Genomic DNA, 14269 nt, shown 5'->3' with positions numbered 1-14269 from the left:
TCTTAGAACCTTAGCAACTTAGAATCTTAGCATCTTAGCATCTTTAAGAAAAAAGTACATCACGAATTTCCTCCGTCTTATCAAAAACACTTTTTGCAAAAGGACAAAGCGGAATAATTTTCAAATTGTTATTTCTTGCATAATCAACTGCAGCCAATACCAGTTTTTTACCGACACCTTTTCCGTTGAATCCTTCGTTAACTTCAGTATGGTCGATAATGAATTTTGAATCTCCAGCCCAAGTGTAGGTCATTTTTCCGGCTTCTTTTCCGTCTTCTATAGCTTCAAAATAGCCTTTTCTTATATCGTTGATTTGATTTATTTCCATGGTAAGTTATATTAATGTGGTTTTTATTTCGATTGAATGTGTTAGTGTTTTATGAATTGGACAGCTGTTGGCAATGGTTTCCAATCTTTGTCTTTGTGTTTCGTCAACTTCACCAATTACTTCTATTTTTCTTGTGAATACAGATACACTTCGCTCAGAATCTCTTTCAAAATCAATTTTGACATTTATTTCTGAAACGTTCCATTGTTTGCGATTGATGTACATTCTCAAAGTAATTACAGTGCATGAAGCTAATGAAGCTGCCAACAGCTCTGTCGGATTTAAACCTAAATTTTTACCGCCCAGTTCTTGGGGTTCATCAGATATTAAGACGTTATCACTTGCTGATTTTACTTCTGTTCGATACAAACGTGTATCTATTTTTGCTGAGATCGTATCCATATTTTATTTGATTCTTGGTTCAGGTAATGGGACAAATTCAGTTTCGCCAGGGACTTTTGGGAAAGTTTGTTCTGTCCAGTCTTTTTTTGCTTTTTCGAGTAATTCTTTATCCGAAGAAACAAAATTCCAAAAGATAAAATGTTCTTCAGGAAACGGCTGTCCTCCAAAAATATAAACGGTACTGTTTTCTGCGATTTCAAACTCACATAAAGTGCTGTCATTGGTAATCAAAATTTGTTTTGGATCGTAAACATGTTCGCCACTTTTAATGCTTCCTTCCAAAATATACAATCCACTTTCTCCGAATAAATCTTTTCCGATATTGATTTTTTTAGCTTCTTTGCTTTTAATTTCAATAAAATAAAGCGGACTATAAACCGGAACTGGCGATTTTTTGCCAAAAGCTTCTCCGGCAATTAGTTTATACGAAACACCATCTTCTTCCCATTTCGGAATATCATCTGCTTCAACGTGCGCAAAATTCGGATCCATCTGTTCTAATTCTTTTGGCAACGCAACCCAAATTTGCAAACCGTGAAGCATTTTGTCAGAATGTCTCAAATACTCCGGCGTTCTTTCAGAATGTACAATTCCTTTTCCGGCCGTCATCCAGTTTACGGCGCCCGGTTTTATTTCTAATTCGGTTCCTAAACTATCGCGGTGCATAATGCTTCCTTCAAATAAAAAAGTTAGGGTTGAAAGGCCAATATGCGGATGAGGAGGAACATCCATATTTTCATGATCACTTAAATGAGCAGGCCCCATATGATCAATAAAGACAAATGGTCCGACAGCTCTTTTTTCACGGAAAGGCAATAATCTGCCTACCATAAAATTGCCAATATTGGCAGCACGTTCTTCGATAATTAAACTGATATTTGACATGGTTATATTTGATTTGAAAACAAAATTACAGTGGTAACCGCGATCTGTAACTTAATTTAGATTAAGATTTCTTTTGTATTTATAAAAGTAGGGAAAATGGTTGAGTTTGTTTTTATGGTGTTGATTAAATTTTAATTTATCCACGAAAAGTCTCGGAGAGACGAAATGTTTATAGAAAATTTAGATACCAGATTGCACCAGCCCCAGCGGGGCGAAATAATTGTGATAAGATATCGCTCCGCTGGAGCTTTTTGTTTGCACGTTTTCTCTTCGCTATAAATATGATACTCCTATGGAGTATTACTAGCGCATTGAAATTATTTAACTAATTCAAACTCCAATGCATCACTTTCTGTTCCATTAATTATAATCGACAATTGATGCATTCCTGTATGAAAAACTCGAGTGGTAATCAGTTTAAAAGATTGATTTCTTTCGACTTTTGTCAATTGATGTGGCTGATAGATTTTCTCACTAATTTTAAATACTTTTTTCGCCAAATGACCTTTTGATTTTTTATAATGAACTGCGTATTCTAAACGAATGGTTTTAGCTTCGTCATTTTTATTATTCAAGTGAAATTGAAACTGTAAATAATCGCCAATTTTGACTTTTGGTGTTTTGATTTCAAAATTAGAAAGTTCAATATTAGTGCTTTCCAAACCATAATGACTCAGGATTTCAGGATGACCTTGTTTTAATAAAGTACGACAGCCGTGTTTGATAATTGCATCTGTTTCCTTGCTGATGCCTTTCCATTTTTGAGCAATTTCAAGAACTATTTCCGGATTATCTTTTACAATATCATTTAAATTATTGGCTACACTTCGGCGAACATATTCGGACGGATCATTTTTTAAATTTTCTAAAATAGGCAAAATTGAAGTGGGATCTTTCTTTAAAAATGGAATCGCCATTGCCCACGGTAATCTTGGGCGAGAACCTTCGCTGGCTAATCTGCGAACGTGATGATTTTCATGCAATGACCATTTTGTCATTTCATCAATCATCTTTTCTTTGTACTTTAAAATAAAAGGACGAACAGCAAATTCACAACTAATAAATTGTGTTATAGAAACAAAGGCTTTCGCCGAAGTTTTAAAATCATCCAAACCATATTTTTCGATATAATCGGCAAAGAAAATGAAAGCCAGATTACCATCAGTAAAACTATTTCTCTTTAAGTTTTTTATAATTCTATCAATTAAAGCAACGGCTTCCGGAAAATTCTCAGGCATAAATTGATGCAAAACAACAGTAGTATGTTTCATGCGGTCTTTCCATTCTTTTTGAGAAAAATCGCCTTCGTAAATGGCTTCAATAAATTTTTGTTTGTTGAAAGCTGGATGTACTTCGGCGACAGCCTGACCAAATTTCTCGTAGAAAGAAACAGAATAAATATCTTTAATTAATCCCATGATTTTATTTGAATGAACTTCAAAGATATTTAATGTTTTCAATTAAAGATGTAGATTTTGAATGAAAATTAAACACATAGAAACATAGATTTAGGGGATCAATTTTAGGAGTTTTTAAAAAATCAAGATTTTAACACATAGTCTCTAATGTGTTTTTATATGAGTGAAACGCCTTTCCGCACAATCAAATTCTATGTCTCTATGTGTTAGGGAATTTTAATACTTTTCTTCCAAATATTTTTAGATATTTTGATGTTTCGGCATTTTTAGGGGAATTGAAACTTTCAAATCCCCAAAATAAGTCCTACTTTAGCATCTTATAAAATTTAAGAAAAATGATTAGCGAAGCACAATTTCAAACCGAATTACAATTATTGATCAGCAATGCAATTCGAGAAGATGTAGGTCCTGGAGATTATAGTTCATTGGCCTGCATTCCTGATACAGCGCACGGACAAGCTAAATTATTGGTAAAAGATCAGGGAATTATTGCCGGTGTTGCATTGGCAAAAATGATTTTTGAATATGTAGATCCAAAATTAAAAATAAAGACTTTCATAGAAGACGGAACGAATGTAGAATATGGCGATGTGGTTTTTGAAGTTTCAGGAAGTTCACAGTCTATTTTAAAGTCAGAAAGAGTGGTTTTGAATACCATGCAGCGTATGTCTGCGATTGCTACCAAAACCAGTCAGTTAATGCAGCTTTTAGAAGGAACGGGGGCTAAAATATTAGATACACGCAAAACAACGCCAAATTTTAGAGTAGCCGAAAAATGGGCAGTAAAAATAGGAGGAGGCGAAAATCATCGTTACGCCTTATATGATATGATCATGCTGAAAGATAATCATATTGATTTCGCTGGCGGAATTACACTTGCTATAAAGAAAACAAAAGAGTATCTGAAAGCCAATAATCTCGATTTAAAGATCATTGTTGAAGCACGAAATTTAGATGAAATTCGTGAAATTTTGTTGAGTGATGGCGTTCACAGAATCCTGATCGATAATTTCAATTATGAAGATACTAAAAAAGCAGTGGCTTTAATTGGTAAAAAATGCCAAACAGAATCGTCTGGAAATATCAATGAAAAAACTATTCGCGAATACGGACTTTGTGGTGTAAATTATATTTCTTCTGGCGCATTGACGCATTCAATTTATAATATGGATTTGAGCCTGAAAGCTTTTTAATTAATTATTAATTGTTAATGGTCAATTGTTTACACGGCACAGAATGTTTTAATCTAACAATCCAAAAATCTAAGAAGTCTAAAAATCTAAAAATATATGTCTCAAGAAATTGAAGATCGGATTGAAAAGGTCCCGGTTGTACGTTCTGTAGCTCGTCTTTTTAAGAGTATAAAATTTCCTTGGCTTGAAGGATTTTCGTTGTACGATTTGCTTGAAATGTATGTACTTGGAATTTTAGAAGGCGCTTTCTCGTATCATGCGAGTGCGGTTTCTTTTAGCTTTTTCATGGCATTGTTTCCTTTTGCATTATTTATTTTAAACTTAATTCCGTTTATTCCTATTGAGGGATTTCAGGATGATTTTCTTCAGTTTGTGCAACAGGGAGTTCCGCCAAATACATACGATGCGATTAGCAAAATTATCAGCGATATTTTAAATAATAGTCACTCCGGATTACTTTCTTCCGGATTTTTGCTTTCGATTTTTTTAATGGCAAATGGTATTAACGGAATCTTAAGTGGTTTTGAATCTTCGAAACATGTTTTTGATAAACGCGGATGGTTTAGTCAATATTTAGTAGCACTGGCTATTTCGCTTATCATGACAATTATTTTGTTTGTTACCGTGGCTACAATTGTCGTTTTTGAGGTATTTATTCAAAAAACAATCATTCAGGATGTATTGAGTGATCGTATTCCCTTGATTATTTTAGGACGGTATTTGTTCGTTATTTTAATGATTTTGATAACATCTTCAATATTATTGCGTTATGGTACAAAACAGTATAATAAAGTGCCTTTTATTAGCATAGGATCTGTTTTTACAACGATCTTAATTGTTATATCTTCGTTCTTTTTTGGGATTTGGGTTATAAAATTCTCAAAATATAACGAACTTTATGGTTCAATTGGGACATTATTAATTCTAATGTTTTACATTTGGATCAACTGTATGATTCTGCTTTTAGGGTTCGAATTGAATGCTTCTATCAGAAAATTAAAACAAAAAAAAAATAAATAATATGAAAAATTGGATGTTAGCAATTGGTGTTTTTTTCTTGACATTAAGTATGCAAGGACAAAGCGTTATTGGAAAATGGAAAACGATTGATGATGAAACTGGTGAAGCAAAATCAGTAGTAGAGGTTTATGAAAAATCAGGAAAAATATACGGTAAGGTCGTAGAGATACTTCGCGAAAATCATAAAAAGGATGTTTGTACTAAATGTGAAGGTGCAGAAAAAAACAAACCAATTTTAGGTATGGTTATCATTAACGGACTTAAAAAAGATGGTTCTGAGTATAATGGAGGATCAATATTGGATCCTACAAATGGTAAAAAATACAAATGTTATATTGAATTAGAATCAGCAGATAAATTAAAACTTCGCGGTTATGTTGGGATTTCTATTATGGGAAGAACGCAATACTGGACACGAGTGAAATAAAAAGAATATGCGAAAATTAGCTTCGATAATTTTATTCTTAGCAATACTATCCAATAGTTTTGGACAATCTAAGAATTCACCATTACAAATAAGTCATCTTACAGGTGACTTTTATGTTTATAAGACATTTCATGATTACAAAGGAACTTTGATTTCTGCCAATGCATTATATCTTGTTACAGATAAAGGTGTTGTGTTGTTTGATGCGCCCTGGGATCAAACACAGTTTCAGCCTTTATTAGATACAATTAAGGCAAGACATAATAAAGATGTTATTATGTGTTTTGCAACGCACTCTCATGATGATCGTGCAGGAGGTCTGGGGTTTTACAGACAAAAAGAGATTAAGACGTATACCATAAAAGCAACGGATAAAATTCTTAAAAAGAAAGATCAAAATAGGGCTGAATTTGTAATACCGAATGATACTATATTTACGGTTGGCCAACATACTTTTCAGGTTTATTATCCAGGAAAAGGACATGCACCGGACAATATTGTAGTTTGGTTTGATAAAGAAAAAGTGCTTTACGGAGGTTGTTTTATCAAGAGTGCAGAAGCAAAGGATTTGGGATATTTAGGTGATGCCGATGTTAAAGAATGGGAAGAATCGATTAAAAAAGTACAATCTAAATTTATGAATCCACAATATATCATAACAGGTCACGACGATTGGAAGGATATTACCTCTTTAAAACATACTTTGCATTTGGTTCAGGAATATAACGCTGGAAAAATTTCGACCAAAAAATAATTCTTTCAATCTCATAAAAAAATCGCATGTTTTTTGTCGAAGTTATTTTGCCACTTTCCTTAGCTAAAACCTTTACTTATCGTGTTTCTGAGGCTGAATTCCATTTTATAAAAATAGGAATGCGGGTGGCGGTGCCTTTTGGTAAAAGTAAAATTTATACAGCCTTGGTAATTGATATGCATCAGAATGAGCCAAGTTTATATGATGCTAAAGAAATTCATCAAATACTAGACGAAAGACCAATTGCTACCGAAACTCAGATTAAACACTGGCTTTGGATTGCTAATTATTATATGTGTGGTATTGGAGATGTATATCGTGGTGCTTTTCCAACGGGATTATTATTGGAAAGCGAAACTATGATTTCCCGTAAACCAGAAGTTCTTGTAAATGATTCTGAACTTTCTGATGATGAATTTTTAATTTATGAAGCTCTTCATCATCAAAATTCACTTAAAATTCAGGAGATTATTTCGATTTTAAACAAAAAAAATATTCTTCCGGTTCTTCAAAAATTAATGGAAAAGGATATCATTGTTTTAGAGGAAGAAATAAAAGAAAGTTATAAACCAAAACTGGTTCGATATGTAAAACTGCATTCAAAATACGAATCAGATAATGGTTTGACTGAATTGTTGGAAGTATTGAAAAGTGCCAATAAGCAAAAAGAAGTTGTTTTGGCTTACTTTCAACTTAGTGCTTCAGAAAAGAAACCGATTACAGTTAAGAAATTGACTGAGGTTTCAAATTCAACTTCAACGATTGTAAAAACATTAATTGAAAAGGAGATTTTTGAAGAATATTACTTACAACACGATCGGGTTTCTTTTGATGGAAAAGCTTCTGAAAAACAATTGCATTTAAGTGAAGCACAGGAAAAGGCTTTCAATGAAATTAAAAATAGTTTATTACAAAAAGAAGTTTGTCTGCTTCATGGTGTTACATCAAGCGGAAAAACTGAAATCTATATCAAGTTAATTGAGGAGTATCTAGAAACAGGGAAACAGGTTTTGTATCTATTGCCTGAAATTGCTCTGACGACACAATTGGTTTCTCGTCTTAGAAATCATTTTGGCGATAAGGTTGCTGTTTTTCATTCTAAATATAGTAACAACGAAAGAGTAGAAGTTTGGAAGCAAACTCTTGAGAATTCTGATAAAGCTCAAATTGTAATAGGAGCGAGGTCGGCTTTGTTTTTACCTTTCAATAATCTTGGATTATTGATTGTTGACGAAGAGCACGAGCAGACTTTTAAACAAACAGATCCTGCGCCGAGATACCATGCTCGCGATTCGGCAATTGTTTTGGCTAATTTTCATCAAGCCAAAGTGCTTTTGGGATCAGCAACTCCAAGTATTGAAACGTATTTTAATACACAAATTGAAAAATTTGGTTTAGTTACGATTACGGAACGTTATAATAATGTTCGAATGCCTGAAGTTCTTTTGGTTGATTTAAAAGACAAGCATTTCAGAAAAAGGATGACGGGCCATTTTAGTGATCTTTTAATAGAAGAAATTGCAGAAGCTTTGTCTTTAGGCGAACAAGTGATTTTATTTCAAAATAGAAGAGGATATTCTCCTATAATAGAATGTATGACTTGTGGTCATGTTCCGCATTGTCAGCAATGTGATGTGAGTTTGACTTTTCATAAAAATAAAAATCAATTGAGATGCCACTATTGTGGATATTCGATCGCAAAACCAACACATTGTCATAGTTGTTCCAGTATTGATCTGACTACAAAAGGTTTCGGAACAGAACAAATTGAGCAGGAATTGGTTTCTCTTTTTCCGAAAGCCAAAACAGGAAGAATGGATCAGGATACCACGCGCGGAAAATTTGGTTTTGAAAAGATTATTGATTCTTTCAAAAATAGAGAAATTGATATTTTAGTCGGAACTCAAATGCTGGCCAAAGGTTTGGATTTTGATAATGTAAGTTTGGTCGGAATTATGAATGCCGATAATATGTTGCATCATCCTGATTTTAGAGCTTTTGAACGCAGTTTTCAGATGATGACACAGGTTGCAGGAAGAGCAGGAAGGTCAGAAAAACAAGGGAAAGTGGTGATTCAGACGTATAATCCAAATCATAATACAATCCAGCAGGTTACAACACATAATTATATAGGTATGTATAAGGAGCAATTATACGATCGGCAAATTTATAAATACCCACCTTATTTCAGAATTATAAAACTGACTTTGAAGCACAAGGATTTTGAGAAGTTGAAAGAAGGATCGATGTGGCTGTACCAGGTTTTAAGTCAGAATTTAACTATGCCGGTTTTAGGACCTGAAGAACCTGCAATTAGTAGAATCAGAAATGAATATATCAGAACGATTTTGATTAAGATTCCGCAAAACCTGCATTTAGGAAACACAAAAAAAACTATTCAGAAAATGTTGAATAGTTTTGAAGCTGTTGCTCAGTACAGGGCTATAAAAGTAATTGCCAACGTCGATTTTTATTAATTAAGACGATGTTGACAATGCTTTGACTAAATCTTCTTTTTTGTTTCGGCTTAACGGAATTTTTGTAATTCCAATTTCAGCAAATTTACTATTGAAGCGTTCTACTTTGTCTATATTAATAATATAGGACTTGTGGACGCGAATGAATTTGTCTTTTGATAAATCATTTTCAAAAGATTTCATTGTCGAAAGAACCAGGTTGCTGTCGTCTTCTGTGACTACTCTTACGTAATCTCCAAAAGCTTCAATCCATTTAATTTTCGACGTGAAAATTTTAAGTTTTTTCAGATTACTTTTGATAAAGATATGTTCGCCTTCTTCTTCTTTTACTTCTTTTTTAAGCAGATGCATGTCGATTGCTCTTTTTACAGAAGCATTAAAACGGTCAACGGCAATCGGCTTCTGAAGGTAATCAGTAGCATCGTAGTCGAAAGCTTTTAATGCATACTCCGCTTTAGAAGTAATAAATATAATCTGAGGCTTAGATTTTAGTCCGTCAAGGAAATCAAAACCATTGATAACAGGCATTTCAATATCTAGAAAAATGAGATCGATATTATTTAAAGAGATACAACTTTTTGCTTCTATTGCATTAGAAAAGTCCCCGATTAAGTGCAAACCTGGGTGATTATTAACTAATTTTGCAATAATTGTCCTCTGTATAGAACTATCATCTACAACAACACAGTTTAGTTTCATAACATTTAAATTTAGAATAAATTCAGGATAGCAGTAGTAAATGTATTATTTTTCTAGAAAAAAAACTAAACTTAAGCCTTATTTTTTACATTACAACGAATAAAGATAAAAAAGTGTTGTATATATAAAAATAATGGTTACTTTTGCACCCAATTTTAACAAATAAATATTGTATTTATGAATCATTATGAAACTGTTTTCATTTTAAATCCCGTTTTATCTGAGGTTCAGGTGAAGGAAACAGTAACGAAATTTGAAGAATTTCTTACTAGTAGAGGAGCTGAAATGGTATCGAAAGAGGATTGGGGTCTGAAAAAAATGGCTTACGAAATCCAAAACAAAAAAAGTGGTTTTTACCATTTATTCGAATTCAAAGTAGCTGGAGAAGTTCTAATTGCTTTTGAAACTGAATTTAGACGTGACGAAAGAGTTATGCGTTTCTTAACTGTAAGTTTAGACAAACATGCTATTTCATGGGCTGAAAGAAGAAGAGCCAAATTAAAATCTACTAAAGCTTAATTATTATGTCTACAATAGAGCAATCTGCAAAAGGAAAAAAAGACGGAGATATCAGATATTTAACGCCTTTAAACATTGAAACTAACAAAACTAAAAAGTATTGTCGTTTCAAAAAATCAGGAATCAAATATATCGATTATAAAGATGCTGATTTCTTATTGAAATTCGTTAATGAGCAAGGAAAAATTCTTCCTCGTCGTTTAACTGGAACTTCATTAAAATACCAAAGAAAAGTTTCTGTAGCTGTAAAAAGAGCTCGTCACTTAGCTTTAATGCCATACGTGGCCGATTTATTAAAATAATTAAAAACTCTAGTCGCTGGTTTCTGTTAAAGCAGAACCTAACTTCTAAAATATAAGGACAACAACATGGAACTTATTTTAAAACAAGACGTACAAAACCTAGGATTTAAAGATGATGTAGTATCTGTAAAGCCTGGTTACGGTCGTAACTTTTTAATTCCTCAAGGTTTTGCTTCACTAGCAACTCCTTCTGCTAAAAAAGTTTTAGCTGAAAACCTAAAACAAAGAGCACATAAAGAAGCTAAAGTGGTTGCTGATGCTAAAGCATTAGCTGAAACTTTAAAAGCTCTTGAAATTAAACTTACTGCAAAAGCTGGTGGAGAGAAACTTTTTGGTTCTATCACAAACATCGACATTGCTGAAGCATTAGAGAAATCAGGTAACGCTATTGATAGAAAATTCATCACTAGTGGTATCGTAAAACGTACTGGAAAATATTCTGCTAGCATCCGTTTACACAGAGATGTTATCGTTGACTTACCATACGAGATTATCGCTGAAAAATAACATTTTGTTAACTTCTTGTTAATAAAATATAAAAACCACTCTTAGGAGTGGTTTTTTTTTTTCTAATTTTGAGAATAATAACTCACTCAAAATCAGGAAAATGAAAAAAATCTTTGCATTATTGTTATGTTTGCTGGCCTTAACCGCTGCCGTTGGGCAAACGACAACATCGAGTATTAAAGGTATTGTAAAAAGCTCCACCAATGAGCTATTGCCAGGTGCTACGATCTTAGCGATTCATACTCCAACAGGAGGTAAGTATTCAGCCGTTTCTAATGAAGATGGAAGGTTTAGTATTTTAAACATGAGAATTGGAGGTCCTTACAAAATCACAGTAAGTTTTGTAGGTTTTCAAAATCAGGAATATGATGATATCTATCTTGATTTAGGTAAACCTTTTAATATTGATGTGGTTCTTGCAGATGCAAGTCAGGCATTGGAAGAAGTTAAAATTGTTTCTAAAGACAAAGTTTTTAAAAGCGGTAAAACGGGTGCTGAAACTACAATTGGCAGAAGGGAATTGACGGCTTTGCCAACCATTTCAAGATCTGCCGAAGACTTTACCCGATTAGAGCCAACGGCAAGTGGAGGTTCTTTTGGAGGAAGAAATGATCAGTATAACAATTATTCTTTAAATGGAGCTGTTTTTAATAATCCATTTGGATTAGATGCAGCAACTCCGGGAGGTCAAACTGGTGCTCAGCCAATTTCATTAGATGCAATTGAGCAAATTCAGGTGGCGACTGCACCTTACGATGTAACGCTTTCTGGTTTTACAGGGGCTTCCGTAAATGCCGTTACAAAATCAGGGACAAATGAATTTCACGGTACAGCTTATGCTTTTTATAGAAATGAAGATTTAACGGGAAGTAAAATAAAAGGGGAAAAAATATTTGTACCAACATTAGAGCAAACTCAGGCAGGATTTAGTTTAGGGGCGCCAATCATTAAAGACAAATTATTCATTTTTGGAAATTTTGAAATCGATAAACGAAGCGATTTAGGATCAAATTTCGTTGCAAACAATAATGATGGTGTAACCGGAATTAATGAATCAAGAGTTATGGAATCTGATTTAATTGCGGTTTCAAATGCATTGGCCACTTTGGGATATGATACAGGTGCTTATCAAGGATTTTTGCACGAATCTAATTCTAATAAAGGAATTATTAAAGTAGACTGGAATATTAATGACAATCATAAATTAGCTGTTATTTATAATTTCCTGGATGCTTCAAAAGATAAACCGGCTCACCCAACAGCCTTAGGTTTCAGAGGGCCAAATGCTTCAATTTTGCAGTTTAGAAATTCTGGTTATCAAATCAATAATAATTTAAGTTCCTTTTTAGTTGAACTAAATTCTAAATTCAGTGAAAAAGTTTCGAATAAACTACAGGCTGGATACTCTCATTTTAATGATTACAGAGTGCCATTTTCAGTTCCTGCTCCCGTAATTAATATTCAGGATGGAGCTGGTTCTAATTATATCATTGCAGGCCATGAGCCTTTTTCTATCAATAATACATTAGACCAGAAGGTATTTCAGATTACAGATAATTTAACTTATACTGTTGGTAAGCATGTATTTACTTTTGGAACATCTTTTGAAAAATTTGGGTTTAAAAATTCTTTTAATTTAGCAGGATATGACAATTTTGGAAATCCAAATGGTTATGCAGGAACTTTTTTTACTCCTTATTTTACTACGCAGGATTTCTTAAATGATGCTGCTCAGCCTTATGCAACAAGTATCGTTGCTCAAAATCTTCAATATGCGCAAGATACATTTAATACAAAAAGTCAGTTTAAAGTTGGAGAAGATGGTGGATGGAAACTGGCAGAGCTGAACGTAGGACAATTGGCATTTTATGCACAAGATGATATTAGTTTAAATGATGATTTTAAATTGTCTCTTGGTTTAAGAATTGATAAACCTTTGTATTTTAATACAGCTGATTTGATTCAGAAATATATAGATACTGATAATGGAGGTGCAGGAAGAGATAACAGTATTGATTATTATGATCCGCAAACTGGTGAGGCAGTTAAATTAATATCAACAGACCTGCCAAGCGACAGAATTTTATGGTCACCAAGAATTGGTTTCAACTGGGATGTTAAAGGCGATGCAACTTCTCAGCTTCGAGGAGGTTCTGGGATTTTTACAGGAAGAATTCCTTTCGTATGGCTAGGGAATCAGGTAAGTGGTGCTGATGATAGTTTCCTGCAAATTATGGATCCGGATTATAAATGGCCACAAGTTTGGAGAACAAGTTTAGGATTCGATCATCGTTTTGAAAGTAATTATATTGTAACATTAGACTTGTCTTATAATAAAGATATCAATGCAGTGCATGTTCAAAACTGGGGATTGAAAGATCCGACAGGAACTTTAGCAGGAGTAGATAACAGAGCAATTTATGTTGCGGCAGATCACGGAGCAAATGATGCTTATGTCATGACTAATTCAGATAAGGGAAGCGCTTTCAATGCAACGGTTAAATTGCAAAAAACTTTCGAAAATGGTTTGTATGCTAGTGTTGCTTATAATTATTTGAAATCAAAAGATGTGAATTCTATTGAGGCAGAAATTACAGGAGATGCTTTCGCTTTTAATCCAGCGCTTGGAAATGTAAATAATGATGTATTGTCAAATTCTAAGTACGGTGATAATCATCGTTTCATTGGAGTGGCTACCAAAAAATGGAAATATGGACATGACAAGTGGGCAACCACAGTTTCAACATTCTTAGAATATGCACAGGGAGGACGTTTTAATTATACCTATGGAGGCGATATTAATGGAGACGGTTCATCTGTAAATGATTTAATATATATACCTACAACTGCAGAAATTGGCCAGATGACTTTTAGTGGAGCTGGTCAGGCTGACGCTTTTGATAAATTTATAGCTCAGGATAAGTATATGAGAGACAGAAGAGGACAATATGCAGATCGTTATGGGGCAATATCTCCATGGAGAGGAAGATGCGATTTAAAGCTATTACAAGATTATAATTTTAGAGTTTCATCTGCTTCAGAAAAAAAGAATACAATTCAATTTAGCATTGATATTTTGAATTTCGGAAATTTTATAAACTCAGATTGGGGAGTTGTTCAGGTTCCAACCAGTGTTCAGCCAATTGGTGTGACTGTTGCAGGAAATACACCAACTTATACCTTCAATAATGCACCAACAAAAACGTTTAGCTATGATGCCAGTTTAACATCAAGATGGCAAATGCAATTTGGTATCAGATACATTTTCTAGTAAAGGAAAAAAAGTTATAAATTTGCCCTCGCATTTGCGGGGGCTTTTTTTTGAATATTTACAGCAA

Annotated in this window: 14 protein-coding genes; 9 read left to right on the top strand and 5 right to left on the bottom strand. The window is 33.5% G+C overall.

Annotated features, from left to right (window positions below; genetic code table 11):
• Positions 1-43: 43 nt before the first annotated feature.
• The 4 genes from BUA98_RS08390 to BUA98_RS08375 form a co-directional block, all read right to left on the bottom strand.
• The gene (locus BUA98_RS08390) at positions 44-328 is read right to left on the bottom strand and encodes a GNAT family N-acetyltransferase (RefSeq protein WP_072971150.1); all 285 of its coding nucleotides are present in this window, start codon (positions 326-328) and stop codon (positions 44-46) included.
• Between the two features lie 6 nt (positions 329-334).
• Entirely contained in the window at positions 335-730 is a 396-nt protein-coding gene (locus BUA98_RS08385; RefSeq protein ID WP_072971149.1) for an OsmC family protein, read from the bottom strand.
• A gap of 3 nt (positions 731-733) precedes the next feature.
• On the bottom strand, positions 734-1615 hold the full coding sequence (locus tag BUA98_RS08380; RefSeq protein WP_072971148.1) for a pirin family protein: 882 nt from the start codon (positions 1613-1615) through the stop codon (positions 734-736).
• 317 nt (positions 1616-1932) lie between these two features.
• Positions 1933-3033, bottom strand: a complete 1101-nt coding sequence (locus BUA98_RS08375; protein WP_072971147.1) for a DNA alkylation repair protein — start codon at positions 3031-3033, stop codon at positions 1933-1935.
• A 335-nt stretch (positions 3034-3368) separates the two neighbouring features.
• Here BUA98_RS08375 and nadC point away from each other — a divergent pair, with 335 nt between their 5' ends.
• The 5 genes from nadC (at position 3369) to priA (ending at position 8904) form a co-directional block, all read left to right on the top strand.
• Complete coding sequence (gene nadC / locus BUA98_RS08370) at positions 3369-4226, top strand: carboxylating nicotinate-nucleotide diphosphorylase (protein WP_072971146.1); 858 nt, start codon at positions 3369-3371, stop codon at positions 4224-4226.
• Positions 4227-4322: 96 nt separating this feature from the next.
• Entirely contained in the window at positions 4323-5246 is a 924-nt protein-coding gene (locus BUA98_RS08365; protein WP_072971145.1) for a YihY/virulence factor BrkB family protein, read from the top strand.
• A 1-nt stretch (position 5247) separates the two neighbouring features.
• Positions 5248-5673 (top strand): DUF2147 domain-containing protein, encoded by a 426-nt coding sequence (locus tag BUA98_RS08360; protein WP_072971144.1) that lies wholly within the window; start codon positions 5248-5250, stop codon positions 5671-5673.
• Positions 5674-5680: 7 nt separating this feature from the next.
• Positions 5681-6427: a subclass B1 metallo-beta-lactamase gene (gene bla-B1-FLAV / locus BUA98_RS08355; RefSeq protein WP_072971143.1), complete on the top strand. Its 747-nt coding sequence runs from the start codon at positions 5681-5683 to the stop codon at positions 6425-6427.
• Positions 6428-6453: 26 nt separating this feature from the next.
• Positions 6454-8904, top strand: a complete 2451-nt coding sequence (gene priA / locus BUA98_RS08350; RefSeq protein WP_072971142.1) for a replication restart helicase PriA — start codon at positions 6454-6456, stop codon at positions 8902-8904.
• Here the strand turns inward: priA and BUA98_RS08345 are convergent, their stop codons facing one another.
• Complete coding sequence (locus BUA98_RS08345; RefSeq protein WP_072971141.1) at positions 8905-9603, bottom strand: LytR/AlgR family response regulator transcription factor; 699 nt, start codon at positions 9601-9603, stop codon at positions 8905-8907. It abuts the gene before it with no gap.
• Between the two features lie 177 nt (positions 9604-9780).
• Here BUA98_RS08345 and rpsF point away from each other — a divergent pair, with 177 nt between their 5' ends.
• The 4 genes from rpsF (at position 9781) to BUA98_RS08325 (ending at position 14202) form a co-directional block, all read left to right on the top strand.
• Positions 9781-10122 carry a 30S ribosomal protein S6 gene (rpsF, locus tag BUA98_RS08340; protein ID WP_007810575.1) on the top strand — a complete coding sequence of 114 codons (342 nt, stop codon included), beginning with the start codon at positions 9781-9783 and terminating at the stop codon, positions 10120-10122.
• A 5-nt stretch (positions 10123-10127) separates the two neighbouring features.
• Complete coding sequence (gene rpsR / locus BUA98_RS08335; RefSeq protein ID WP_002987043.1) at positions 10128-10424, top strand: 30S ribosomal protein S18; 297 nt, start codon at positions 10128-10130, stop codon at positions 10422-10424.
• A 66-nt stretch (positions 10425-10490) separates the two neighbouring features.
• Positions 10491-10931: a 50S ribosomal protein L9 gene (gene rplI / locus BUA98_RS08330; protein ID WP_072971140.1), complete on the top strand. Its 441-nt coding sequence runs from the start codon at positions 10491-10493 to the stop codon at positions 10929-10931.
• 100 nt (positions 10932-11031) lie between these two features.
• Positions 11032-14202 carry a TonB-dependent receptor gene (locus BUA98_RS08325; protein ID WP_072971139.1) on the top strand — a complete coding sequence of 1057 codons (3171 nt, stop codon included), beginning with the start codon at positions 11032-11034 and terminating at the stop codon, positions 14200-14202.
• The last annotated feature ends 67 nt before the right edge of the window (positions 14203-14269 follow it).

Origin of the sequence: Flavobacterium saccharophilum, from assembly GCF_900142735.1 — a bacterium.
In the GTDB taxonomy this organism is placed as follows: Bacteria; Bacteroidota; Bacteroidia; order Flavobacteriales; family Flavobacteriaceae; genus Flavobacterium; species Flavobacterium saccharophilum.
Note: the sequence above shows the minus strand (reverse complement) of the source record. Positions and strands in the feature narration are given on the sequence as shown.

Bases quoted from the DNA above. Each gene is read 5' to 3' on its own strand.
- BUA98_RS08375 (WP_072971147.1), bottom strand. From the start codon at position 3,033: ATGGGATTAATTAAAGATATTTATTCTGTTTCTTTCTACGAGAAATTT.
- BUA98_RS08345 (WP_072971141.1), bottom strand. From the start codon at position 9,603: ATGAAACTAAACTGTGTTGTTGTAGATGATAGTTCTATACAGAGGACA.
- rplI (WP_072971140.1), top strand. From the start codon at position 10,491: ATGGAACTTATTTTAAAACAAGACGTACAAAACCTAGGATTTAAAGAT.
- BUA98_RS08385 (WP_072971149.1), bottom strand. From the start codon at position 730: ATGGATACGATCTCAGCAAAAATAGATACACGTTTGTATCGAACAGAA.
- BUA98_RS08360 (WP_072971144.1), top strand. From the start codon at position 5,248: ATGAAAAATTGGATGTTAGCAATTGGTGTTTTTTTCTTGACATTAAGT.
- nadC (WP_072971146.1), top strand. From the start codon at position 3,369: ATGATTAGCGAAGCACAATTTCAAACCGAATTACAATTATTGATCAGC.
- priA (WP_072971142.1), top strand. From the start codon at position 6,454: ATGTTTTTTGTCGAAGTTATTTTGCCACTTTCCTTAGCTAAAACCTTT.
- BUA98_RS08325 (WP_072971139.1), top strand. From the start codon at position 11,032: ATGAAAAAAATCTTTGCATTATTGTTATGTTTGCTGGCCTTAACCGCT.
- bla-B1-FLAV (WP_072971143.1), top strand. From the start codon at position 5,681: ATGCGAAAATTAGCTTCGATAATTTTATTCTTAGCAATACTATCCAAT.
- BUA98_RS08380 (WP_072971148.1), bottom strand. From the start codon at position 1,615: ATGTCAAATATCAGTTTAATTATCGAAGAACGTGCTGCCAATATTGGC.
- rpsR (WP_002987043.1), top strand. From the start codon at position 10,128: ATGTCTACAATAGAGCAATCTGCAAAAGGAAAAAAAGACGGAGATATC.
- rpsF (WP_007810575.1), top strand. From the start codon at position 9,781: ATGAATCATTATGAAACTGTTTTCATTTTAAATCCCGTTTTATCTGAG.
- BUA98_RS08390 (WP_072971150.1), bottom strand. From the start codon at position 328: ATGGAAATAAATCAAATCAACGATATAAGAAAAGGCTATTTTGAAGCT.
- BUA98_RS08365 (WP_072971145.1), top strand. From the start codon at position 4,323: ATGTCTCAAGAAATTGAAGATCGGATTGAAAAGGTCCCGGTTGTACGT.